Genomic DNA, 23883 nt, shown 5'->3' on the forward strand with positions numbered 1-23883 from the left:
CAGGGTGCGGACCGTTCGTCGTGTGCGGCTTTGTGTCCCGGTGTGCGCGCGGTGTGCGCGCTCGCGCGTGCGGGCCCGGCGGATGGCCGGATCCGGTCAGACGGCGGCCTTCTTGAGGCGCCGGCGCTCGCGCTCGGACAGGCCGCCCCAGATGCCGAAGCGCTCGTCGTTCTGCAGCGCGTATTCGAGGCATTCGGAGCGGACCTCGCAGGCGAGGCAGACCTTCTTGGCCTCCCTCGTCGAACCGCCCTTCTCGGGGAAGAAGGACTCGGGGTCGGTCTGGGCGCACAGTGCGCGCTCCTGCCAGCCGAGTTCCTCGCCCGCGTCCTCGACCAGCAGTTCCTGGAACAACTCGGTCATCTGCGCCCCTCGTCCGTCTTTGCGTCCCCGTGATGGTGCCGTTGCCGATGCCGGATCGATCCGGCCGAACGACACGAGTGAAATTACAAGTTCGTGCTCTGTGCGAGTCAAGCCGAGATCTGCTATTGGGCCCCGTATTCACTCTGCGGAACCAAGCCTATGCGGAAAGTGTTCAAATCACCAAAAACCTGACACATGCCACGGGCCTGACTCCACCGTCGCGCCCCACAGAGGAGGACGTCCGGGACGTGGATCTTGTTGCGATCCAGCCACGGAAGCGATCCGGATCACAGTCTGATCACGAGACCCCCGCCGCGTTCACAGCCACGGTTGGTGCGCCATCTGTCCTGCGCACCCCATGCACAAACCTTTCTCCGGACACGGCAACCGGATGAGGTGAAACATTGCCGCCAAATCGGGCATTGAGTTGACAGTCGGGTGTCCCTCCCGCCACTTTGGTGGCATGCCAGCGACCACAGCGCCCGCCGCGACCCACGCCCGTGGGTTCCGCCGCGCTGTCCAGGCCCGCTGTTGCTGTTGCTGTCCCAGCTGTTGACGCGCACCCGTCCGACGTAGCGCTCCAGCGTCTTTCCGCGGCCCCGCCGCGCCCGCTCCACCCTGATCTGCGACACCCCAGCACTCCTGCCGAGGAACCACCGCACCATGAACATGGACAGCGACCTTCAGATCGCCGGCGACATCCTTGAGGTCCCGCACCTCCTGCAGCCCGCCCGCGAGCACCCCGTCACCGTGGCCGAGTTCGTCGGCCTCGCCCGCGAGATCGCCGCCGACCGCGCCCTGTGGGCCCCCTACGTCGAGTACGACGCCACCACCCGCTGGTACCACCGGCTGCGCACCGGCCCCGGCTACGAGGTCTGGCTGCTCTCCTGGCTGCCCGGCCAGGGCAGCGGAACCCACGACCACGGCCCCTCCTCCGGCGTCCTGACCGTCCTGGAAGGCGAACTGACGGAGCGTACGGAACGGGGCGCGCGGACGCTCGACCCCGGCGCCCAGCGCGTCTTCGCGCCCGGTTACGTGCACGAGGTCGTCAACGACTCCCTGGAGCCGGCCGTCAGCCTGCACGTCTACTACCCGGGGCTCACCGAGATGCCGATGCACGAGTCGGTGCGCGAGCAGTGCGCCTCGGGCACCCTCGGAGCCGTATCGGCCTGACCGGCCCGTCCGTCGTCGCCACCACCCCTCGGACGATCATGCTTCGGCTGACAGACTGTCCGCATGCGCATTGTGGTTCTGGCCGGTGGCATCGGTGGTGCCCGCTTCCTTCGCGGCCTCAAGCAGGCCGCGCCCGACGCGGACATCACGGTCATCGGCAACACCGGTGACGACATCCATCTCTTCGGTCTCAAGGTCTGCCCCGACCTCGACACCGTGATGTACACCCTCGGCGGTGGCATCGACGAGGAACAGGGCTGGGGCCGTGCCGACGAGTCCTTCACCGTCAAGGAGGAGCTGGCCGCGTACGGGGTCGGACCCGAGTGGTTCGGCCTCGGCGACCGCGACTTCGCCACCCACATCGTCCGCACCCAGATGCTGGGCGCCGGCTATCCGCTGAGCGCCGTCACCGAGGCGCTGTGCGACCGCTGGCAGCCCGGCGTCCGGCTGATCCCGATGTCCGACGACCGGGTCGAGACGCACGTGGCGATCGACGTGGACGGCGAGACGCGGGCCGTGCACTTCCAGGAGTACTGGGTGAAACTGCGCGCCTCCGTGGACGCGCGGGCCGTCGTCCCGGTCGGCGCGGAGCAGGCGAAGCCCGCGCCGGGCGTCCTGGAAGCCCTCGCCGAGGCCGACGTCATCCTCTTCCCGCCGTCCAACCCGGTCGTGTCCGTCGGCACCATCCTCGCCGTCCCGGGCATCCGCGAGGCGGTCGCCTCCGCCTCCGCGCCGGTCGTCGGCCTCTCCCCCATCGTCGGCGACGCGCCGGTGCGGGGCATGGCCGACAAGGTCCTCGCGGCGGTCGGCGTCGAGGCCACGGCGGCGGCCGTCGCCCGGCACTACGGCTCCGGGCTCCTCGACGGCTGGCTCGTCGACACGGTCGACGCGGGCACGGTCGCGGACGTCGAGGCGACGGGCATCCGCTGCCGCGCGGTGCCGCTGATGATGACGGACCTGGACGCGACGGCCGCGATGGCCCGCGAGGCCCTGGCCCTCGCGGCGGAGGTCGGCGAAGCGGGCGGCGCCGGCGGAGCGGGCGCGTGAGGCGGGGCGATCCGGTGGGCGGGGCCGGGCGCGAGGGTGCCGAGGAGGAGCCGGTGCCCGTCCGCTACGAGGTGTGGGCCCTCGACGGGCTGCCCGAGGTCGGTGAGGGCGACGACATCGCCAAGCTGATCGCCTCCGTCTCGCCGGGACTGGTCGACGGGGACGTCCTGCTCGTCACCTCGAAGATCGTGAGCAAGGCGGAGGGACGGATGATCACCGCCGCCGACCGGGAGGAGGCGATCGACGCCGAGACCGTACGGGTGGTGGCGCGGCGCGGACCGCTGCGGATCGTCGAGAACCGGCAGGGCCTCGTCATGGCCGCCGCCGGAGTCGACGCCTCCAACACCCCCGCCGGAACGGTGCTGTTGTTGCCCGAGGACCCCGACGCCTCGGCCCGGCGGATCCGCGAGGGCCTGCGCGAGGCGCTCGGCGTCGAGGTCGGGGTGATCGTCACCGACACCTTCGGGCGACCCTGGCGCAACGGGCTGACCGACGTGGCCATCGGCGCCGCCGGGGTGCGGGTCCTGGACGACCTGCGGGGCGTGACCGACTCCCACGGCAACGAGCTGAACGTGACCGTCGTCGCCACCGCCGACGAACTCGCCGCCGCCGGAGACCTGGTGAAGGGCAAGGCGGCCGGCCGTCCCGTCGCCGTCGTCCGCGGACTGCGCCATGTCGTCACCGGCGACGAGGAACCGGGCGCCCGGGCCCTCGTGCGCGGCGCGGCCGACGACATGTTCCGGCTCGGGACGTCGGAGGCGGTCCGGGAGGCGGTGACGCTGCGGCGCACCGTACGGGAGTTCACCGACGACCCGGTCGACCCGGGTGCGGTACGGCGGGCCGTGGCCGCCGCCGTCACGGCACCCGCCCCGCACCACACCACGCCGTGGCGCTTCGTGCTCCTGGAGTCGGCGACGGCGCGGCTGCGCCTCGTCGACGCCATGCGGGAGGCGTGGATCGCGGACCTGCGGGCGGACGGGAAGTCCGAGGAGTCGATCGCCAAGCGCATCCGCCGCGGCGACGTCCTGCGCAACGCGCCGTACCTGATCGTGCCCTGCCTGGTCATGGACGGCGCCCACCACTACGGCGACCCGCGCCGGGACGCCGCCGAACGCGAGATGTTCGTGGTGGCGGCGGGGGCCGGCGTGCAGAACCTGCTGGTGGCCCTGGCCGGGGAGCGGCTCGGCTCGGCGTGGGTGTCGTCGACGATGTTCTGCCGTGACGTCGTACGGGACGTGCTCGGGCTGCCGGGGGACTGGGACCCGATGGGCGCGGTGGCCGTCGGCCGGCCGGCGGCGCCGCCGAAGGAACGGGCGGTGCGGCGGCCGGGGGCGTTCATCGAGGTGCGGTGAGGGAAGGACGGCCGCCCAGAGGGCCGTGATGGTGAGGGGAGGGCTGCTCCCGCTCCCCGATCCGGCCTGATCCGGGAGAAGGCCCTAGATGGCCGTGATGTCGCCGGGGGTCATCCGGGGCGCCCGGCGGGGCGGGACGCGGCCGCTCAGCAGGATGAGACGGGCGGCGCGGTGGCGCTGGCCCTCGTAGGGCGCGAGCAGTTCCAGCATGGCCGCGTCGTCGGCCGTACGGTCGCCCGCGAGGGCCCAGCCGACGATGCCGGGGAGGTGCAGGTCGCCGGTCGTGACCTCGTCGGGGGCTCCGTTGCTGCGCTGGATCGTCTCGGCGGAGGTCCAGGGGCCGATGCCGGGGACGAGCTCCAGGCGCTCGCGGGCCTCGGCCGGCGCCATGTGCGCGGCCTCCTCCAGGCGGGCCGCGACCCGGGCGGCGCGCACGACGGTGGCGGAGCGCTTGCCGTCCACGTTCGCGCGGTGCCACTCCCAGGACGGGATCAGCGCCCACGTACGGGCGTCGGGCATCACGTACATGCCGTCCGGCGCGGGGCCCGGCGCGGGCTCGCCGTACTTCCGCACGAGCCACCGCCAGGCGCCGTACGCCTCGTGCGTCGTGACCTTCTGCTCCAGGATCGACGGGATCAGCGACTCCAGGACCAGACCGGTGCGGGTGAGCCGCAGGCCGCGGCGGGCGCGGTGGGTGAGGGCGAGCAGCTTGTGGCGGGGGACGAAGGCGGCGGGGTCGTCGTCGGCGCCGAGGAGCGCGGGGAGCCCTTCGAGGAGCCAGGGCCCTCCGGGGCCCCACGCCTCCGCCTCGACCACGCCGCCCCGGACCCGCACCCTGAGGGTCCCGGCGCCCTCCGGCGTCCGGCTGGCCCGCCAGACCGAGCCGTCGGCGGCGGCCCGGAAGGTCGGGTCGGCGGGCCCGCGACGCAGCGGCCCGAGCGTGAGCCCGAGATCCAGCTCCTCGGCTCCGAGCTGGTCCGGGAGCCGCCGGCTGTGGGCCTGCGGCCGGGGCGCGGGTACGGGGATGTGGCCGCCGCGGATGGTGGTGCGCGTGGTGGGGGTGCGGGGGGCGAAACGGCCGGCCATGTGCCGAGCCTATCCGGCGGGGGGCGGGTGGGGGGTGGGTGTGAGCTCCGCCTCAGGGGGAGGCGGGCGGGTGTGGGGGCGCACGGTCCGGCTGCGCCGGGGGGCGCGCCCCCGGCCGAGCCGCTACTGGTCCGAGGAGAAGCGGACCGCCGCGGCGGGGAGTTTCGCCTCGCACCAGACGCGGACGCCGTCTCTCAGCTCGTTGTCCGCCCCCACGTCCGCGCCGTCGCCGATGACCGCCCCCGTCAGCACCGTGCGGGCGCCGATGCGGGCGGCCGTGCCGATGAGGGAGTCGGTGATGACGGCGCCGGGCTCGACGACGGCGTCGGCCAGGACCGTGGAGCCGGTGATGCGGGCGCCGGAGCCGATGACGGCGCCGGGGCCGATGACCGTGCCGCCGGTCAGCTTGGCGTCCGGGGCGACCGTGGCCGTGTCCAGGATCAGCCGGTCGCCGCAGCGGCCCGGTACCGCCGGGGACGGGGCGCGGCCGAGGACGAGGTCGGCGGAGCCGCGGACGAAGGCGTGCGGGGTGCCGAGGTCGAGCCAGTACGTGGAGTCGACCATGCCCTGGAGGTGCGCGCCGGAGGCCAGAAGCTCGGGGAAGGTCTCGCGTTCGACGGAGACCGGGCGGCCGGCCGGAATGGTGTCGATGACCGAGCGCGTGAAGACGTACGCCCCCGCGTTGATCTGGTCGGTGACGATCTCCTCGGGCGTCTGCGGCTTCTCCAGGAAGGCCGTCACCCGGCCGGTCTCGTCCGTCGGCACCAGTCCGAAGGCGCGCGGATCCTCGACCCGGGTGAGGTGGAGGGAGACGTCCGCGCCGGAGGACCGGTGGGTGGCGACCAGGGCGCCGATGTCGAGGCCGGTGAGGATGTCGCCGTTGAAGACCAGGACCGGGTCCTCGGGGCCCGAGCGCAGCCGGGAGGCGACGTTGCGGATCGCGCCGCCGGTGCCGAGGGGCTCCTCCTCGGTGACGTACTCGATGCTGAGCCCGAGCGCCGACCCGTCGCCGAAGTACGGCTCGAAGACCTCGGCGAGGTAGGAGGTGGCGAGGACGATGTGGTCCACGCCCGCCGCCCTGGCCCTGGCCAGCTGGTGCGTCAGGAAGGGCACACCGGCCGCCGGGACCATCGGCTTGGGCGTGTTGACCGTCAGGGGACGCAGCCGGGTGCCTTTGCCACCGACCAGGAGAATCGCTTCGGTCACCTGTCGTCTCTGCTTCCTGTTCGGGTCCGGTCTCGTCGCCGGGGTGGTGCGTCGCGCGCCCGTCCGTACGATATGACCGGTCAGTTTATGCAGATGGTTGAGCCGATGACCGCATCAGCGCCTTCCCTGGTACTTCGCCGAGGCCGTACGGGTGGTGCCGAGCTTGCCGTAGAGACGCCCGCCCGGGCAGTCGGTGGCGAAACCGTCGCGGTGTCCGGCGATGGCGTTGAACTTGACCTTTTTGCCCTTCTTGTAGAGGTTTCCGCCTCCTGAGGTCAGAGTCACCTTGCCCTTCGGGTTCACCCCGTGCAGCCCCAGCTTCCACGCCGTCAGCCGGGCGATGGCGGTGAGGACGGCGGCCGGCGGGCTGGCGCTTCCGTACGAACCGAGGACCGCGATGCCCATGCTGTTGGTGTTGAAGCCGCGGGTGTGGGCGCCGAGCACCGGCTTGGTGACACCGCCGGCGCGGCCCTCGTAGATGTTTCCGCACTTGTCGACGGCGAAGTTGTAGCCGAGGTCCCGCCAGCCGCTGCTCTTGACGTGGTAGCGGTAGATGCCGCGCAGCACGGAGGGGGCCTGCTTGCACGTGTAGTTGTTGCCGGTGGCGCTGTGGTGGACGAAGGCCGCCTTGATCGTCTTGGTGTAGACGAAGCCCTTCTCGCGCATCTTCTCGTCGGCGCCCCAGCCCTTGCGGGTGACGATCTTCGGACGCGGACCGATGTACGGCTTCGCCGCGCGGCGCTCGGCCGGCAGGGCGTCGGGTGCCGCGGGGGCGGCGGGTGCGGCCGGTGCCGCCGCGCGCGCCATCGGCGGGGCGGGCCAGGGCGGTGCGGGGGCGGGCGGGGCGTCGGGTGCGGGCAGGGCGGCGGCTGCGGGCGGGGCGTCGGGTGCGGGCGGTTCCGGGCCCGGGTCGACCAGTTCGAGGCGCAGACCGGCCGGGAGCGGGGTCTGCCCGGCGTGCCCCTCCGGGCGTACGCGGACCTCGACGCCGTCCGAGTCGCCGACCCACAGGGGTGCGGTGGAGCCGTGCAGGGCACCCGAACGGCCCTCCTGCGTCCCCGGGTCGGCGCCGTGCTCGCCGTTGTGGGTCTCCACGTCCTGCCACTCGGACCAGACGCCGTCCGCCGTGGACCGGGTGCGGACCTGCACGGTGCCGTGCAGCGGGGTCCGGACGTCGTCCCAGACCACGCCGACCAGCGAGAACGGTCTGACGTCCTGTCGGGCGAGGCCCTGCCCGGCCGCCGGATCGGCGGCCCCGGGCGTGCGGTTCCGCGGGCCTTCCGGCGCGAGCGGTTCGAGCGGCAGCGACTGCGTGGAACCGGCGACGTCCGCGGCGGGCGCGGCCTCCGGCACCGCGCCGGCGGTCGTCGCGAGCGTGGTGTCCGCGGGCCTGCCCGCGTGCCGCGCGGCCGGCCCTGCCGCGGGCCCGTGAGCCTCTGGAGCACCTGGAGCGCCCGGGGCGCCTGGAGCTTCGGCGGCACCCGGGACCGGCGCGGCCACGCCCGGGGCCGGGGTCGCGAGGGCGAGCGGCAGGGTGAGTGCCGCCGCACAGGTGACGGCGATCGAGGAGACGAGATGAACGCGCATGGGCCGATCGTCCGCAGGGCGCGGGCGTTCCGCGCGGCGGGAATCCCGGGTGAAACTGACGTTCCGTCGGGCCGACCGGTGGACGGGCGTCACCGGTACGGGGGACCCCGCCCGGAGCCGCGCGTACGCTAGCCCGCGTGAACGCCAGCGACCGCACCCCCGCCGACCTGCTGCGATCCGCGCTCGCCGCGGACCCGACCCGCCCCTTGGTCACTTTCTACGACGACGCCACCGGTGAACGCGTGGAATTGTCGGTGGCCACCTTCGCCAATTGGGTGGCCAAGACCGCCAATCTGCTCCAGGGCGAGCTGTCCGCCTCGCCCGGCGACCGGCTCGCGCTGCTGCTGCCCGCGCACTGGCAGACCGCCGTGTGGCTGCTCGCCTGCGCGTCGGTCGGAGTGACGGCGGAGGTGGGCGGAGACCCGGCCGCCGCCGACTACGTCGTCGCGGGGCCCGACGCCCTGGAGGCGGGCCTGGCCTGCTCGGGAGACCGGATCGCGCTCTCCCTCGCCCCGCTCGGGCGCCGCTTCCCCGAACCGCCCGCGGGATACGCGGACTACGCGGTGGAGGTGCCGAGCCAGGGCGACCGCTTCGCCCCGTTCGTACCGGTCGATCCGGGCGCGCCCACGCTCGTCGTCGACGGTATGGAACTGACGGGCGTCCAGCTCGTCGAGCGCGCCCGCACGGACGCCGCCCAGCTGGGGCTCGGCCCGGGGGCACGGCTGCTGACCGACCGCTCGTACGACACCTGGGCCGGCGTCTCGGCCGGCCTGTACGCGCCCCTCGCCGCCGGCGGCTCGGTGGTCCTGTGCCGCCACCTGAACCAGCTCGGACCGGAGGGCCTGGCCCAGCGCGTGGAGAGCGAGCGGGTCACCCTCACCCTCACCGACTGAGCCACCGGGGACCCGCCCGGCTCCGTGGGACGCCACCGTCGACCCGCCGGGCTCCGTGAGACGCGCCGGGCGGGTCGCCGGGCAGCCCCGCCCCGTCACGGCCCCCGCAGCCCCCACGCCTGCGCGCCGGGCACCTCCCCCGCCCCCGGCCACCCGTACGGCCCATCGACGCGCCGCGTACCCGGGCTCCCGCGGGGAGTCCGGTGGATGATCGGCCGAGGGGGTGCCGACGCCTTCCGCAGAACCAGGCGCCGCGAACGGCCGTCTTCTTCAGCGACGACGGGTGGGCGGCGCGCGAAGACGCCATCGAGGACGGACCGAAGACGTGACGGACAGCGCAGACACGCCCGCGGAGGCCGGAGCCGAAGGCGAAGGCGGACGCAAGCGGCACTGGCTGCGCTGGACCGCTCTCGGGGCGGCGGTCGTGGTGCTGGCCGCGGCCGGGGGCGGGTGGTGGTTGTACCGCAAGCTCGACGGCAACATCACCACGGACACCACCGCCGCCGCCGAGCTCCTGAAGTACGAGAAGGAGCGGCCGTCGCCGGCCGTCAACGCGGCGCGGAACATCCTGCTGATCGGCTCCGACACGCGGGCCGGGGCCGGGAACCGGCAGTACGGGCGGGACAAGGGCACCCAGCGTTCGGACACCACGATCCTGCTGCACATCTCGGCGCGCGGCGCGGGCGCGACGGCGGTGTCGATCCCGCGTGACCTGATGGTGAACATCCCGAGCTGCACGAAACCGGACAAGACGCTCAGCCGGGCCGCCTTCGCCCAGTTCAACCTCGCGTTCGAGTCCGGCGGCACGGCGTGCACGATCCGCACCCTGGAGAAGCTGACCGGCATCCGGATCGACCACCACATGGTGATCGACTTCCAGGGCTTCAAGAAGATGGTCGACGCCGTGGACGGGGTGGAGCTCTGCCTGAAGGAGCCGATCGACGACCCCGCCGCCCATCTGAAGCTGCCGGCCGGGCGTCAGACGCTCCACGGCGAGCAGGCGCTGGGTTTCGTGCGGGCCCGCAAGACGCTCGGCAACGGCAGCGACACCGAACGGATGGACCGCCAGCAGCAGTTCCTGGGCGCCCTGGTCAACAAGGTGCAGAGCGACGGCGTGCTGCTCAATCCGACCCGGCTCTATCCGGTCCTGGACGCCGCCACCAAGTCGGTCACGACGGACGCCGGCCTGGACTCGCTGCGGGACCTGTACGACCTGGCGCGGTCGTTGCGGGCCGTCCCGACCGAGAAGGTGCAGTTCCTCACGGTGCCGCGGCGGCCGTACGCGTACAACCCGAACCGGGACGAACTGGTGCAACCCGCGGCGGACCAGCTCTTCGCCCGGCTGCGTGCCGACCGGCCGGTCACCGTCCGGCCGGGCGGCAGCGGCAAGCCGGAGGCGGAGGGGCCCAACGCCTCGGTCGCGCCGTCCTTCCCGGGACGGAACGCGGCGGAGGGGGTCTGCTAGCGGGAGGCTCGGGGTGGGCCGGGGGCGGGATTCGTAAAGGCGTGGCCAAGGGGAGGGTGACTGTGCATGGGGTTTGAGCGAATTGCCCGGTTGTAAGGGGCGTGGAATTTGTCACGGACGTCGCCCCACGCTGAACTGGGCGGATAGTGTGACGCGATCCGGTGCACCCGACCGCGTGGTCGCGCACTCAAGGATCGAACGACCGAGCGCCCGAGGGGGAGGCGCCTCGCGTGGCACCGACGGAGGACTCAGGTAACCGTGGACGCGCACAGCCGTGGACGGGCGGAGGAGATCGACCCCGCCGACCAGTGGGTACTCAACCCGCAGACCGGCAACTACGAACTGCGACTGGACCACTCCGCTGGGCAGTCGCAGCACACCCCGTCCCTCTCGCGCCCGCAGACTCCCGGCGTCGTTCCCGCACCGACCCGTAGAGCGCAGGGCCGGGGCGCGCAGGGCCGGGGCACTCCGGACCGGGGCGCCCAGGACCGCCTCACCGAGACGATGCCGCCCGTCCCGGGCCAGCGCCGCCGCCGTACCGCCGAGCCCGGCGAACGGAGCGGCCCGCCGAGCCGCCGCAAGCGCAAGCCGGCGAAGTCCAGGAAGAAGAAGGTCCTGATGTGGACCGGCGGCACGATGGCCTTCGTCCTCGTGGGCGGCGCCGCCGGCGCGTACGCGCTCTACCGGCACTTCGACAACAACATCAACACCATCGAGGTCGCGGGCGGCAGCGACGGTGGTTTCAAGAAGGACGCCGCCTTCAACATCCTCCTCATCGGCACCGACAAGCGGACCGGTGAGGGCAACGGCGGCTACGGTGACAAGAACAGTCCCGGCCATGCCGACACCACGATCCTCTTCCACGTCTCCAAGGACCGGACGAACGCCACGGCGATGTCCATCCCGCGCGACCTGATGACCGACATCCCGGAGTGCGAGACCAAGCAGCCCGACGGCACGGTCAAGACGATCCCGGCCCAGTCGGGCGTCCGCTTCAACGTGAGCCTCGGCCAGTCCGGCCGCGACCCCGGCTGCACCATGCGCACGGTCAAGGAGATCACCGGCCTGACCGTCGACCACTTCATGATGGCCGACTTCAACGCCGTCAAGGAGATGACGACGGCCGTCGGCGGTGTGAAGGTCTGCGTCGAGCGGCCGATCGACGACCCCAAGTCGCATCTGAAGCTGCCCAAGGGCGAGTCGACGATCATGGGCGAGCAGGCCCTCGCCTTCGTCCGCACCCGCTCCAGCTTCGGCAACAAGAGCGACCTCGACCGCATGCGGATCCAGCAGCAGTTCCTCAGCTCGATGATCCGGCAGATGAAGTCGGACGACACGCTGACCTCGCCGAGCAAGCTGTACGACCTCGCCGAGGCCGCGACCAACGCGCTCACGGTCGACACCGGGATAGGGAGCATCTCGAAGCTCAAGTCCCTGGCCTCGGAACTCACCCAGATCGACACCAAGAACATCACGTTCCTGACCATGCCGGTCATCGACAATCCGAACGAGCCCCGCCCGGTCACGGTCGTCCCCCACCCGGTCGAGGCGCCGCGGCTCTTCGAGATGATGAAGTCCGACACCTCGCTCACCGAGGTGAAGAAGAAGGAGCAGGACGCCAAGAACGCCCAGGCCGAGGCCCAGGCGGCGCTCCTGAAGGGTGCCCGCTCCACCGCCCGCGAGGTCCGCGTCGACGTCTACAACGGCAGCGGTGTCACGGGCGCGGCGCAGAAGACGATCGACTGGCTCCAGAACGAACACGGCGTGACGCGGTCGAGCAACAAGAGCAACGCCCCCGAGAAGGCGGCGAAGACCACGCTCACGTACGCACCGAACCAGGCCGACCAGGCCCGCAAGCTCGCGGACCTGATGGGCCTGCCCGCCTCGGCGCTCAAGCCGGGGACGCAGGACGCCGGGGAGCGCGAGCCCATGACGCTCGTCCTCGGCGCGGACTTCAAGGGCGCGGGGGTGCCCCTCACCGGTCCGGCGAAGGCGCCGGAGGGTGCGCAGACGGCAGACAAGCAGGTGTGCGCCAAGTGACCCGGCCAGACCGGGTGTTGGGGCACACCTGAGTGACGAGGAGACCAGGGGTGGGACAGAACGGCGTGGGCAGGGAGGGGACGCGGCAACGCGTCGCACACCCCCGCGACTTGGGCTGGGACGAGAGTCTCTACGAGGACGGGGCCGGCGAGGCCGGTGCGGGTGGCAGCCCGGGCCGTACCGTGCCCCGTGCGCGCCGCGCTCGCGGCGGCTCGGCGGGCGACGGGGGCCCCGCGGGCGATGGGGGCTCCATAGGTGAGGGCGGTTCCGTCGGCGACGGCGACGCGGGCTCCCGCCGGGGGCATCGCCGGGGCGGTCCGCGCCGGCGCGCCAGGAAGCCGGGCAAGCGCAAGGTGCTGCGCTGGGTGGCCGCGACGCTGTCGCTGCTGATACTCGGCACGGCCGGCGCCGGATACCTCTACTACAAGCACCTCAACGACAACCTCCGCGGCGGCAGCCGCGCGGGCGGCGACAGCGGCGTGAAGAAGACCGCGCCGAACGCGCTGGGCGACACCCCGCTCAACATCCTCCTCATCGGCTCCGACAGCCGCGCCGACGCCAGGAACGTGGCCCTCGGCGGCGGCAAGAACGACCGGGACCGCAAGCCGCTCGCCGACGTGCAGATGCTGCTGCACGTGTCGGCGGACCGGAAGAACGCCTCCATCATCTCCATCCCGCGCGACACGGTCGTGCCGATCCCCACGTGCCGGGACGGCGAGCAGACCTACCCGGCCACCACCAACCGGCCCATCAACGAGTCGCTGAGCCGCGGCGGCCCCGGTTGCACCCTCACCACCTGGGAGACGCTCACCGGCGTCTACATCGACCACTGGGTGATGATCGACTTCGCGGGCGTGGTGGCGATGGCCGACGAGGTCGGCGGCGTCCCCGTCTGCGTCAAGACCGGCGTGTGGGACCGGTCCACCGCCCACGAGAAGGGCGGCTCCGGCCTGAAGCTGCCCGAGGGCACCCACGAGGTCAAGGGCGAGCAGGCCCTCCAGTGGCTGCGCACCCGGCACGCGTTCGGCAGCGACCAGAACCGCGCCAAGGCGCAGCACATGTACATGAACGGCATGATGAAGAAGCTCCAGGAGCAGAACGCCTGGACCGACACCGGCCGGCTCATGGGTCTCGCCGACGTGGCCACCCGGGCGCTGATGGTCTCCGACGAGATCAAGTCGGTGAAGCGGCTCTTCGACCTGTCGATGCAGCTCAAGAACGTGAAGCTGGACCGGCTCACGACGGCCACCGTGCCGACGCAGCCGTACCCGGGCAACCCCCGGGCGTGGCTCCAGATGGTCCCGTCGTCCGCCGACAAGATGTGGTCGATGCTCCGCGAGGACGTCGCCTTCGACAAGAACGGCGACCCGGCCGACAAGCCGAAGCCGACCGCCTCCGCGAAGCCGTCGGCGACCGCCGGGGCACCGGACTCCTTCCCCGTCTCGGTCGTCAACGGCACCTCGGGCGACGGCCAGGCGCCCGCCGAGGGCCGGGCCGGCTCGATCGCCGAGAACCTGCGGGGCAAGGGCTTCGCCCAGGCCGACTCCTCCCGGGACGCCAAGCCGCGCAAGGACAGCGCGGTGTTCTACCCGAAGGCGGCGGGCGAGCAGGGCAAGGCGAACGCGGTGTCCGTGGCCGTCTCGCTCGGCCTGCCGGCGACCGCCGTCCGCCCGGACGCCGAGGTGTCGCAGATCACCCTGGTGATCGGCTCGGACTGGCGCGAGGGCGGCACGTACAAGAGGCCGACGGTCCAGGCGGGCGACCTGCCCGAGGGCGCGTCCAGCAAGACCGCCTGCATGGACGTCTACTCGGTCTACCGCTGGGACGGCGAGAGCTGACCCCACGGTCCCGTGACGTTCCGGTACGACGGTGGCCGGGCCCCTTCCCGAGGGGCCCGGCCACCGTCGTCAGGACCGTTCGGCCGGCGGCTGTGCGGTGACCGCCGGGCGCTTGCTCGCGATGACCTTCTTCGCCAGCGAGCGCGGGCTGGTGAGGAAGCCGAAGCCCCACGACATGTGCATGGTCGCCAGCGCCACCGGGATCCGCAGGCGCGCCTTCAGGGACAGGCCCTTGCCCGCCGGGACCGAACCCGCGGTGATCGCGGCCAGATAGCCGGCCGGGACCAGGAAGCCGAGCGGGGTGACCAGCGCGCCCACCACGGCACCCGCCGCGATCGCGCAGACCGCGGCCGGCGGGGCCAGATAGCGCAGGTTGATGGATCCCTCGTGGTAGCGGGCCACCACATGCCGCCAGCGGCCGTAGTCCTTGTACTGCTTCGCCAGCGCGCGGACGCTCGGCCGCGGCCGGTACCGGACGCGCAGCTCCGGCGAGAACCAGATCAGACCGCCGGCCTCGCGGATGCGGTAGTTCAGCTCCCAGTCCTGGGCGCGGATGAACTCCTCGTTGTAGCCGCCCTGCTGTTCCAGGGCCTCCCGGCGGAACACCCCCAGGTAGACGGTCTCGGCGGGGCCGGCCGCGCCACCCGTGTGGAAGGACGCGTTGCCCACGCCGATCCGGGAGGTCATCGCGGCGGCGACCGCCTCCTCCCAGGCGTTCTCGCCCTCGGCGTGCATGATGCCGCCCACGTTCTGCGCGCCCGTCTCCTCCAGGAGGCGGACGGCGGTCGCGATGTAGTTCGGCGACAGCATGCCGTGACCGTCGACGCGGACCACGATCGGATGACGGGACGCCTTGATCGCCGCGTTGAGCGCGGCCGGGGTACGGCCCGTGGGGTTCGGCACGGTGTGCACCCGCGGGTCCTCGCGGACGAGCTCGGCGGCGATCTCGTCGGTGCGGTCCGTGGACGGACCGAGCGCGATCACCACCTCCATCTCGCCGTCGTACTCCTGCTCGAGGATGTGGCGGACCGAGTTGCGCAGATGCCGCTCCTCGTTGAGGACCGGCATGATCACGGAGACAGGGGGCTGCATGAACTTCCTCGGGGGTCTGGGGGTCGTCCCCCAGAAGGAACAGTCTCGGGGCCTGGGGGTCGTCCCCCAGAAGACAGGCTCGGGGGTCCGGGGGTCGGCCCCCGGGAGACGGCGTTATCGCCCGCCACGTTACCGCGAACGGGGGACACGTTCGCGCGCCTCGGGTCCCGATGCGGGGTGGCGCTGATCGTATGGGCCTACGGTGCTCACGGTGTCCCCTGTCCCCTCGCGGAGGTGTCCCCCGGTGCCCACACCGCCCCGCACGCCCCGTCCGTCCCGGCCCGCCGCCCGCCCCGCACCGGTCCGCCGGCGGCGCCGCCCCGGACGGCCCCGGTGGGGAATGCGGATGGCGACCACGCTGTCGGTGGTGGTACTCGCGGCCGGAGGCATCGGGCACGCGGTGGTGACCGGCCTGGACACCGGCATCAGCCGGGTCGACCCCTTCAAGGACATGAAGAACCGCCCCCAGGCCGGGCACGGCATGAACATCCTGGTCGTCGGCACCGACGGCCGCGACCGGATCACCGAGGAGGAGCGGCGCACGTACCGGCTCGGCGGAGAGCCCTGCCACTGCACGGACACGGTGATGCTCGTGCACATCTCCGAGAACCGGGAGCGGGCGAGCGTGGTGTCGCTGCCGCGCGACTCGTACGCCGAGATGCCCGCGCACACCGACCTCACCACCGGCCGGCACCACAACGCGCACCCGGTGAAGCTGAACGCCGCCTACGCGGAGGGCGGGCCCGGGCTGACCGTACGGACCGTCGAGTCGATGACCGGCGTGAAGATCGACCACTATCTGGAGGTCGACTTCACCAGCTTCATGAAGACCGTCGACGCCGTCGGCGGAGTGCAGATCTGCACCACCAAGCCGCTGAAGGACTCCCACACCGGGCTCGACCTGCCCGCCGGACCCCATGAGCTCAACGGTGGTGAGGCCCTCCAGTACGTGCGGGCCCGCCATGTCGACGGGGCCGCCGACATCGGACGCATCCAGCGCCAGCAGAAGTTCCTGGCCGCCCTCGTCGACCGGATCACCGGCAGCGGGGTGCTGTTCAACCCGGTGCGGTTCCGGCAGGTCGCCACGACCACGCTGGGCTCCGTCCGGGCCGACGAGGGCTTCCGTACGGAACAGATGCTGGCCCTGGCGAAGGCGATGCGGGGCTTCACGCCGGCGTCCTCGGAGTTCGTGTCCGTGCCGATCGGCGACATGAGCTTCCAGGTCAAGGGGATCGGCTCCACCGTGAAGTGGGACGCGCCGAAGGCGCAGAAGCTGTTCCAGTCGCTGCGCGAGGACCGGCCCCTCGCCCCCGCCCGGCCGCCAGCGACGCAGGGGCCGCGGCCCGTCGACGTGGACGTCGCACCCAAGACGATCCGGGTCCAGGTCTACAACGGCACCCGCACCGACGGGCTCGGCGGCCGGGTCGACGCCGCCCTGCGGGGTGCCGGCTTCGACACCACCCGCGCCCCGCGGACCGCCGTCGCGGGCCGTCAGCACGCGCGCACCCTCATCGAGTACGACCCGGGCTGGGACCGCTCGGCCCAGTCCCTCGCCGCCGCCCTCCCGGGCGCCGAGCTCCGCCCGGTGAAGGGCCAGGGCGGCACCCTGCGGGTCACGGTGGGCGCGGACTACAAGGGCGTGACGCCGGTACGGGCGCGGGAGACGCAGAAGGGCCAGTTCGAGGCGGTCACCGGCGACCAGGTCGTGTGTCCGTGATTTTCTGTGGCTCGGTTCTCCTCCGGGGCGCTTGAGCCGGGCTCACAGCGCCGTACGTGCTCGCCTCCCTCGTTCCTCGGGAGGCTCCGCGCGCTCGTCGCTGTTCCCCCGGCGCGCCCCTTCGGCTCACTCGCCGAGGGGTCGGTCGGGCGGGCGGGCCGGTGTCCCGGGGGGCGTCCTAGTCCTCGTAGCCCTCCGCCGCCCGGCGTTCGCGCAGGTCCATGATCGCGCGGCGGCGGGCCAGGCGGTGGGTGCGGCGGATCTGGGCCTCCTGGTAGCGGCGCTTGTCCTGCTCGGTCTCCGGGATGACCGGCGGGACCCGGCGGGGCTTGCCGTCCGCGTCGACGGCCGCGAAGACGAGGTAGGCGGAGCCGACCTGGGTGGCGGGCGTGGACTCGTTCCACCGCTCGGCCATGACGCGGACGCCGACCTCCATCGAGGACCGGCCGGTCCAGTTGACCTGGGCCTTCACATGCACGAGGTCGCCGACCCTGACGGGCTCCAGGAAGGCCATCTCGTCCATGGAGGCGGTGACGGCCGGGCCGCCCGAGTGCCGGCCCGCGACCGCGCCCGCCGCGTCGTCCACCAGCTTCATGATCACGCCGCCGTGCACCGTGCCGAGGAGGTTGGTGTCGTGGGCGGTCATGATGTGGCTGAGGGTGGTGCGGGACGCCGAGGTGGGCTTGCCCGGGATGTCGGCCTGATCTGTCATGCCCTCTACCTTATGCCCGGCCCTCCGGCGGGTCGCGACGCCGTCCGCTTTGCATCAGCTTGGCAACAGCGCCGCCCCGATTCCCCACCCGGCCTGTCGGGCCGCCCGGCCCGAACGGCAGACTGTCCCGCATGAATGAGTGGCCCGACGCCCAGCCCGAGGGGCCTCGCCGGATGCGCCATGTGCAGCGCCCGCAGGTCCCCCCGCAGCAGCCGTACCCGCAGGCGCCGCAGCAGCAGCCGGGGTACGACCGGGGCGGCCAGGGCTACCACCCGAACTTCACCCAGGCCCAGGCGTCCGGGTACGACTCCGGTTACAGCACCGGCCAGGTCTACGGCGGCCCGCAGGGCGCGGGCGGCGGCCGGGGCGGCGGGCACGGGACCGTACCGCCGCAGTACTCCCCGCGCCCCTCCGGCGCGCCGGGCGCCCCCGCGCCCGACTGGCGGCGCCGGATCAAGGTCGGTTCGGTCGTGCTGCTGGTCGGCGTCCTCGCGTGGGGCGTCGGCACGTACGCGTGGGCCAGCTCGCAGATGCGCAACGAGGTCGATCTCGCCAAGGTGATCGAGCGGCCCGCGGAGGGTGACTGCACCACGTATCTGATCGTCGGTTCCGACAGCCGCGAGGGCATGTCGGCCGAGGAGAAGAAGAAGCTGCACACCGGCTCCGCCGAGGGCAAGCGGACCGACTCGATGATGATCCTCGCGGCCTGCTCCAGCGGGAACACGATGATCTCGCTGCCCCGTGACTCCTGGGTGACCATCCCGTCCTTCGTGGGCTCGGAGTCCGGCAAGCGGTTCGGTCCGCGCGGCGGCTCCAAGCTGAACGCGGCGTACGCGATGGACGGCCCCGAGCTGCTCGTCCGTACGGTCGAGTACAACACCGGGCTGCGCATCGACCACTACGCGGAGATCGGCTTCGCCGGCTTCGCGAACATCGTGGACGCGCTCGGCGGTGTCGAGATGAACATCGAGAAGGGCTTCAAGGACAAGAAGTCCGGCGCCGACTTCCAGGCCGGCCCGCAGACCCTGAACGGCGAGCAGGCCCTGGCGTTCGTGCGGACCCGCTACGCCTTCGCCGAGTCGGACCTGGCACGGACCAAGAACCAGCAGAAGTTCCTGTCCGCGCTGGCGAACCAGGCGGCGACACCGGGCACGATCCTCAACCCGTTCACGCTGTACCCGACGCTGGGCGCGGGCCTGGACACGCTGATCGTGGACAAGGACATGTCGCTCTACGACCTGGCCACGATGTTCTTCGCGATGAAGGGCATCAGCGGCGGCGACGGGAAGTCGATGAACATCCCGATCAGCGGCAGTGCCCCGCAGGGCTCCCTGAAGTGGGACATGCCGAAGGTGAAGCAGCTCGTCAAGGAGATCCAGAACGACGAGCCGGTCACGGTCACCTCGAACCGCTGACGTCGGCCTCCGGCCGCTGACGGTCACCTGGAACCGCTGACCGCCGCCTCGGGCGGCCAGCCCTCCGGCGGTCGGCCTCGGGCGGTCAGCCTCCGGCGGTCGGCCTCCGGCGGTCGGCCTCGGGCGGTCAGCCTCCGGCGCGTGTCCCGCCGAGCGCCTGGTCCACCACCCGGTAGAGCACGCGGCCGTCCGGGCCCCGGCCCACCTCGCGCAGGGCGGGGTCCCCGGCCGGGAGCCCGCCGCTTGAGGGCCGCTGGAGCACCCAGGTCACGCCGTACGCGCGCAGCACGGCCAGCCGCTCCTCGCGCGGGGTGCCGGGGGCGAAGTAGCGCTCGCTGTCGGCGGTCCGCCGCTCCTCGTCCGGCAGGAAGAAGTCGGGGTAGCCGGGCGCGACCGTGTACCTGCCGTATCCGGGCAGGGTGATGGCGGAGCCCCGGTCGCCGGTCAGGACGACGTCGCCGTAGGCGGTGTACCGGTTCGTCCACGCCGGCGGCTCCCACACCTTCCAGGCGCCCGCGGTGACGGCCGCGGGCAGGGCGTCCGGGCGTATGACGAAGGTCAGGGAGTCGCGCTGCGCCCACGCCCCCACCACGAGGGCGGCGGCCAGCACCGCGCCGAACACGGCGCGGAAGCGGCGGGTGCCGCCGTGCAGGACGCAGAGGGCGGCGGCGAGCTGCGCGGGCATGACCACGGCGGGCTCGGTGCGGCCCAGGGACCACTTGTCGAAGACCGCGCCGGCGGCGACCGTCACCAGGCCGAGCAGGAACCAGACGACCAGCGGGTCGCGGCGGTTCCGGCGCAGCCGCAGCGCGAGGGCGAACACGCCGAGCGGGACGAGGGTGAAGCGGACCAGCCGGTGCCGGTAGAGCGGCTGGTGGATGTCCTCCAGGCCGCCCGCGCCGAGCAGGGCGAAGAAGGAGTAGTACGGCCAGACGGCCAGGATCGCGAGCCCCACGGCGAGGGCGACGGCGAGCCGCAGCACCAGGGCCCGGGTGGGCCGGACGCGGGCGGCGACGAGGACACCGAGGGCGCCGAAGGTGAAGACGACGCCCGTGAACTGGTGGCTGAGCGTCAGAACGGCCCAGAGCGCGCCGAGCCCGGCGTAGGCGGCGACGCCCGTGCCGGGACGCCGCAGCGCGTGGGTGAGCAGGGCGAGGAAGAGGAAGCCGAGGCCGGTGGCGAAGGTGCTCGGGTACGAGGCGTTCGCCGAGAGCGACGTGAGGCCGAGGAAGCCGCTCCATATGAAGGGCTTCACGCCCCACAGCAGCAGCAGGCACAGCACGGCGAGCGGCGGCGCGGCCGGATGGCGGCTGAGGGTGCGGACGAACTGCCGTACGCCGACGGCCAGGAGGAGCAGACCGGCGACGGCGGCGCACCGCAGCACGTCGAAGGTGTCCAGGCCGGTCACCCTGGCGAAGAGGGCCAGGCAGACCGTCCACGGCGAGTAGTAGGGGCTGTCGGTGGGCGAGTCGACCATCGGGTTGCCGGGGTGGACCAGGTCGTGCCGCAGCCGCTCTATGGTGGCGGCGTGCACGCCCATGTCGCCTATCCACGGCAGCCGCACGATCATGAGCACCGCCCCGGCGACGAGCAGCAGGGCCGCGCCCCGCAGCGCGGCGAGGAGCCGGCCCGGGTCGAGCGGTCGGGAGCGGGACATGGCGGACTCGCCGGTCATCGGTGCTGGCCTCACTGGGGTCGGGCGGAGAGGGGACACGGCCGCCCGGAAACCCTGGGCCGGTGCCCGTGACACACGGTACCGCCCGGTGGGAACAGGTTCTCGACGCACTCCTGTCCGGTCGAAGCGGCCAGGCGTTCGGCCAATGTCTGGATTCGCCCGCCGGCGCCCATGGAACCGGACAGTATGGGCCGCGAGTCCTGAAGGTTGCCGGGACTCCTGACGGCGAAGGCAGCAGGACTACGGGGACACGGGGAGGTTTCGCGGATGCCGTGGGACGAGTGGGAGCAGGCCAAGGCGGAGACGGCGGCACGCCAGTCGTCGATGCGCCTGAACCAGGTCGCGCCCGAGCAGGGCGGCGGGTATTCGGAGGACCTGAAGACCGACAAGAGGGCCTGGGCGAAGGCCGGCGAGGGCGTCTCGGGCCTGAAGGACGACGTCGCCAAGGCGTTGTCGAAGCTCGACAGCGGACAGGCGGGGCTCGGAGACACCGGCGGCTGCCAGAGCGCAGCGGCGCAGAAGGAGTTGTACGACTCCTGGAAGAAGTACGTCGGTGACGTGAGCGGTCGCTGCGAGTCGCTGAGCCGGATCCTTCAGCAGTCGGGGCACGACCTGGCGAAGCCCGACGAGTCGGTCAGGCAGGACCTCGACGCGCACGCGAAGCGGTACGCGGACACCGCGGCCGTCGGCGGCCAGGCGAAGGAGAAGTGACCGCGGCCATGGATCTGGAGACCTTACGGGCCTTCAAGCAGACGGAGTACGAGGAGGCCGCGGACGGCTACCGGGCCGTCGGTGACATGGCCATGACAGCAAAGGACGCGATCGACACCCGGATCTCGGCGGGCATCCGCGGCGAGCTCAAGGGCGCGGCCGCCGAGGCCGCCCTGGGCGAGCTCAAGGAACTGTCGAAGAACTTCCACTACGCGCAGACCGAGTGCGGTCTGGTGAGCACCGCGCTGAACGGCTTCGCCTTCGACGTCGGCGCCGCCAAGCGCAAGCTGGACGCCGCGATCGCCGATGCCCAGGCCGCCGGCTGCACCGTCCACCCGAACGGCTCGGTCGGCTTCCCGCCCGGTTCCAAGCCCGGCGCGGAGAAGGTCGAGGACGGCGGCACGGTCACCGGCAGCGCCGGCGGCGGCGCGACCTCCGACGCGCTCGAACGCCAGGCCGTCAACATCCACCCGAACCCGCACTACGGCAAGGCGCTCGCGTTCGCGAACCGGATCGCGGATGCCCTGCGGGAGGCCACGGAGGCGGACGCGAAGTGGGCGCCGAAGCTGCGCGCCCTGAAGGCCGACGACGACCTGAAGGTCTCGGACGGGGACTGGGCCGACGCCCAGTCGGACATGGGCGGGGTCCACGAGGCGGGCAACAGCTACCTCGCCTCCCTGCCCCAGCCACCCAAGGACGGCAGCCCCAAGGACAACGCGGCCTGGTGGAAGGGACTCGACCCGGAACAGCAGTCGGCGTGGCTGTCCCTGCGGCCCGACACCGTGGGCGCGCTGGACGGCCTGCCGTCGCCGGTCCGCGACGAGGCCAACCGGACCGTCCTCGCGGAGAAGCACGGGCAGTACCAGACGGAGCTGAACTCCATCCCGAAGCCGCCGGCCAACGAGTGGACGTGGATCACGGCGGGGAGGTACCCGGTGAAGGTGCACACCGACGAGTGGATGGAGTGGCACCGGCAGTACGGCGAGCGCTACGAACAGCTCAACAAGTCCCTGAACGGCATGAACGCGATTCAGGCCCGTTTCGACAGGACAGGGGAAAGAGGTCTGCCCGAGGCCTACTTACTCGGCTTCAATCCGGAGAGGAACGGCCGGGCGATCGTCGCCAACGGGAACCCGGACACGGCCGACCACCAGGCGGTCTACGTGCCGGGCACGACGTCGAACCTGGGCAGCATCGACGGCGACATCAAGCGGATGGAGAACGTGTGGCGCGTGGCCGCCGGCGCCGAGAACGGCTCGGTCTCCACGATCACCTGGCTCGGCTACGACGCCCCCCAGGACATCGTCAAGGACGCTCCTTTCAGCCATTACGCCAATGACGGCGCCCCTGCGTACAACCGCTTCATGGACGGCCTCGACGCGTCCCGCGCGGTCGACTCCGACCCCCACCGGACGGCGATCGGCCACTCGTACGGCACGACCCTCATCGGCTCGGCGGCCCGGCAGGGCGACCTGAACGCGGACGACGTGATCCTGGCCGGCAGCCCCGGCGTGCAGGTGCCCAAGGCCGAGCAGATGGATGTCCCCAAGGGCCATGTCTGGAACCAGGAGGCCGACGGGGACATCGTCCCGGACGTCGGCCGGTTCGGGCACGGCGGCACCGACTGGGACGGCCCGTGGACGGTCCCGAGCGACGCGCGCTTCGGCGCCAACCAGATGACCACGGACACCGAGGGGCACAGCGACTACTGGAAGGAGGGCACCACGAGCCTGAAGAATCAGGGCATGGTCGTCGCGGGCGAACCGGAACACGTGGCCCTGAAGCCGCCGCCCAACCCCACGCCAGGAGTGCGCTAGTCAGATGAAGATCAAGGTGGGCGCAGCCGCGCTCCTCATGTCCCTCGCCCTCACGACCGTCACGGGATGCAGCATGACCGACGCCGAAGAGTCCGACAGCCCTCCGTTCGCGGGCATCGCCACGACGTCCCAGGCGGCGGACGCGACGGAGAAGGTCTCGAGCGAGCTCTACGACCTGATCGGTCTGAAGGGGAAGGCGACCGAGCCCGGCCCCGGGACCAACGCGTGCTCGGGCAAGGATCCGGAGAAGTACTTCACCACGTTCCACGCGTGGACCTTCACCCCGGCGTCGCCCGACCAGCTCGACGGCGTCATGGAGCGGCTCAGGGAAGAGTTGCCCAAGCACGGCTGGAAGGTCGTCGATTTCGGGCCTGACAACACCAAGAGCAGGAGCCTGACCCTCACGGCCGACAACGACGCCAAGAAGCACAGCGTCAAGATCGCCCACTGGGCCGAGGAGAACCCTCCGAAGCTCAACCTGTTCGTGGTCTCCGGCTGCTACCAGGTGCCGGACGGCGAGAAGGTCCGGTAGTCCCGGACGGGCTCACGGACCGCGGCCCCCGGCGCTTTCGTGCCGGGGGCCGCGGGTTCCTGTGGGGGGATTACGGGAGGTTGCGGGCCATGACGATGCGCTGGACCTGGTTGGTGCCTTCGTAGATCTGGGTGATCTTGGCGTCGCGCATCATGCGTTCGACGG

Annotated in this window: 20 protein-coding genes; 12 read left to right on the forward strand and 8 right to left on the reverse strand. The window is 72.2% G+C overall.

Annotated elements, in window-relative coordinates; all coding sequences use genetic code 11:
• Positions 1–96: 96 nt before the first annotated feature.
• Positions 97–360 carry a WhiB family transcriptional regulator gene (locus ABTZ91_RS32805; RefSeq protein ID WP_345487777.1) on the reverse strand — a complete coding sequence of 88 codons (264 nt, stop codon included), beginning with the start codon at positions 358–360 and terminating at the stop codon, positions 97–99.
• Between the two features lie 663 nt (positions 361–1023).
• On the opposite strand from ABTZ91_RS32805, the gene ABTZ91_RS32810 reads away from it, so the two are divergent.
• The 3 genes from ABTZ91_RS32810 (at position 1024) to ABTZ91_RS32820 (ending at position 3932) form a co-directional block, all read left to right on the forward strand.
• Entirely contained in the window at positions 1024–1533 is a 510-nt protein-coding gene (locus ABTZ91_RS32810) for a cysteine dioxygenase family protein (protein ID WP_352080878.1), read from the forward strand.
• Positions 1534–1596: 63 nt separating this feature from the next.
• Positions 1597–2580, forward strand: a complete 984-nt coding sequence (cofD, locus tag ABTZ91_RS32815; RefSeq protein WP_352080879.1) for a 2-phospho-L-lactate transferase — start codon at positions 1597–1599, stop codon at positions 2578–2580.
• Positions 2581–2594: 14 nt separating this feature from the next.
• Positions 2595–3932, forward strand: coding sequence for a coenzyme F420-0:L-glutamate ligase (locus tag ABTZ91_RS32820; RefSeq protein ID WP_407078081.1), 1338 nt, complete (start codon positions 2595–2597; stop codon positions 3930–3932).
• A gap of 84 nt (positions 3933–4016) precedes the next feature.
• Here ABTZ91_RS32820 and ABTZ91_RS32825 read toward each other — a convergent pair whose 3' ends face one another.
• From ABTZ91_RS32825 to ABTZ91_RS32835, 3 genes are all read right to left on the reverse strand, one after another.
• On the reverse strand, positions 4017–5018 hold the full coding sequence (locus tag ABTZ91_RS32825) for a DNA-3-methyladenine glycosylase 2 family protein (RefSeq protein ID WP_352080880.1): 1002 nt from the start codon (positions 5016–5018) through the stop codon (positions 4017–4019).
• 123 nt (positions 5019–5141) lie between these two features.
• The gene (locus ABTZ91_RS32830) at positions 5142–6224 is read right to left on the reverse strand and encodes an NDP-sugar synthase (RefSeq protein WP_352080881.1); all 1083 of its coding nucleotides are present in this window, start codon (positions 6222–6224) and stop codon (positions 5142–5144) included.
• A 114-nt stretch (positions 6225–6338) separates the two neighbouring features.
• Positions 6339–7811 carry a peptidoglycan recognition protein gene (locus tag ABTZ91_RS32835; RefSeq protein WP_352080882.1) on the reverse strand — a complete coding sequence of 491 codons (1473 nt, stop codon included), beginning with the start codon at positions 7809–7811 and terminating at the stop codon, positions 6339–6341.
• A gap of 137 nt (positions 7812–7948) precedes the next feature.
• On the opposite strand from ABTZ91_RS32835, the gene ABTZ91_RS32840 reads away from it, so the two are divergent.
• From ABTZ91_RS32840 to ABTZ91_RS32855, 4 genes are all read left to right on the forward strand, one after another.
• Entirely contained in the window at positions 7949–8704 is a 756-nt protein-coding gene (locus ABTZ91_RS32840; protein ID WP_352080883.1) for a TIGR03089 family protein, read from the forward strand.
• 325 nt (positions 8705–9029) lie between these two features.
• Entirely contained in the window at positions 9030–10169 is a 1140-nt protein-coding gene (locus ABTZ91_RS32845) for an LCP family protein (protein ID WP_352080884.1), read from the forward strand.
• Positions 10170–10427: 258 nt separating this feature from the next.
• Positions 10428–12209 carry an LCP family protein gene (locus ABTZ91_RS32850; RefSeq protein WP_352080885.1) on the forward strand — a complete coding sequence of 594 codons (1782 nt, stop codon included), beginning with the start codon at positions 10428–10430 and terminating at the stop codon, positions 12207–12209.
• A 365-nt stretch (positions 12210–12574) separates the two neighbouring features.
• Entirely contained in the window at positions 12575–14047 is a 1473-nt protein-coding gene (locus ABTZ91_RS32855; RefSeq protein WP_352080886.1) for an LCP family protein, read from the forward strand.
• A gap of 69 nt (positions 14048–14116) precedes the next feature.
• Here ABTZ91_RS32855 and ABTZ91_RS32860 read toward each other — a convergent pair whose 3' ends face one another.
• Positions 14117–15139, reverse strand: coding sequence for a glycosyltransferase family 2 protein (locus ABTZ91_RS32860; RefSeq protein ID WP_352080887.1), 1023 nt, complete (start codon positions 15137–15139; stop codon positions 14117–14119).
• Positions 15140–15479: 340 nt separating this feature from the next.
• Between ABTZ91_RS32860 and ABTZ91_RS32865 the strand changes: the two genes are divergently transcribed.
• Positions 15480–16856 (forward strand): LCP family protein, encoded by a 1377-nt coding sequence (locus ABTZ91_RS32865; protein ID WP_352080888.1) that lies wholly within the window; start codon positions 15480–15482, stop codon positions 16854–16856.
• 178 nt (positions 16857–17034) lie between these two features.
• Here the strand turns inward: ABTZ91_RS32865 and ABTZ91_RS32870 are convergent, their stop codons facing one another.
• Entirely contained in the window at positions 17035–17568 is a 534-nt protein-coding gene (locus ABTZ91_RS32870) for an acyl-CoA thioesterase (protein WP_352080889.1), read from the reverse strand.
• Positions 17569–17699: 131 nt separating this feature from the next.
• Here ABTZ91_RS32870 and ABTZ91_RS32875 point away from each other — a divergent pair, with 131 nt between their 5' ends.
• Entirely contained in the window at positions 17700–18983 is a 1284-nt protein-coding gene (locus ABTZ91_RS32875; protein ID WP_407078080.1) for an LCP family protein, read from the forward strand.
• Positions 18984–19110: 127 nt separating this feature from the next.
• Here ABTZ91_RS32875 and ABTZ91_RS32880 read toward each other — a convergent pair whose 3' ends face one another.
• Positions 19111–20658, reverse strand: coding sequence for a hypothetical protein (locus ABTZ91_RS32880; protein ID WP_352080890.1), 1548 nt, complete (start codon positions 20656–20658; stop codon positions 19111–19113).
• A gap of 267 nt (positions 20659–20925) precedes the next feature.
• Between ABTZ91_RS32880 and ABTZ91_RS32885 the strand changes: the two genes are divergently transcribed.
• Genes ABTZ91_RS32885 through ABTZ91_RS32895 form a run of 3 tightly spaced genes read left to right on the forward strand, consistent with a single transcriptional unit; the run spans position 20926 to position 23718 of the window.
• On the forward strand, positions 20926–21369 hold the full coding sequence (locus ABTZ91_RS32885; protein WP_352080891.1) for a hypothetical protein: 444 nt from the start codon (positions 20926–20928) through the stop codon (positions 21367–21369).
• 8 nt (positions 21370–21377) lie between these two features.
• Positions 21378–23186, forward strand: coding sequence for an alpha/beta hydrolase (locus tag ABTZ91_RS32890; protein WP_352080892.1), 1809 nt, complete (start codon positions 21378–21380; stop codon positions 23184–23186).
• Positions 23187–23190: 4 nt separating this feature from the next.
• Entirely contained in the window at positions 23191–23718 is a 528-nt protein-coding gene (locus tag ABTZ91_RS32895) for a hypothetical protein (protein ID WP_352080893.1), read from the forward strand.
• 70 nt (positions 23719–23788) lie between these two features.
• Here ABTZ91_RS32895 and ABTZ91_RS32900 read toward each other — a convergent pair.
• A partial coding sequence (locus ABTZ91_RS32900; protein ID WP_132919430.1) for an acyl-CoA dehydrogenase family protein occupies positions 23789–23883 on the reverse strand: 95 nt, incomplete at its 5' end.

Source organism: Streptomyces sp. NPDC126499 (genome assembly GCF_040302485.1).
GTDB lineage: Bacteria > Actinomycetota > Actinomycetes > Streptomycetales > Streptomycetaceae > Streptomyces.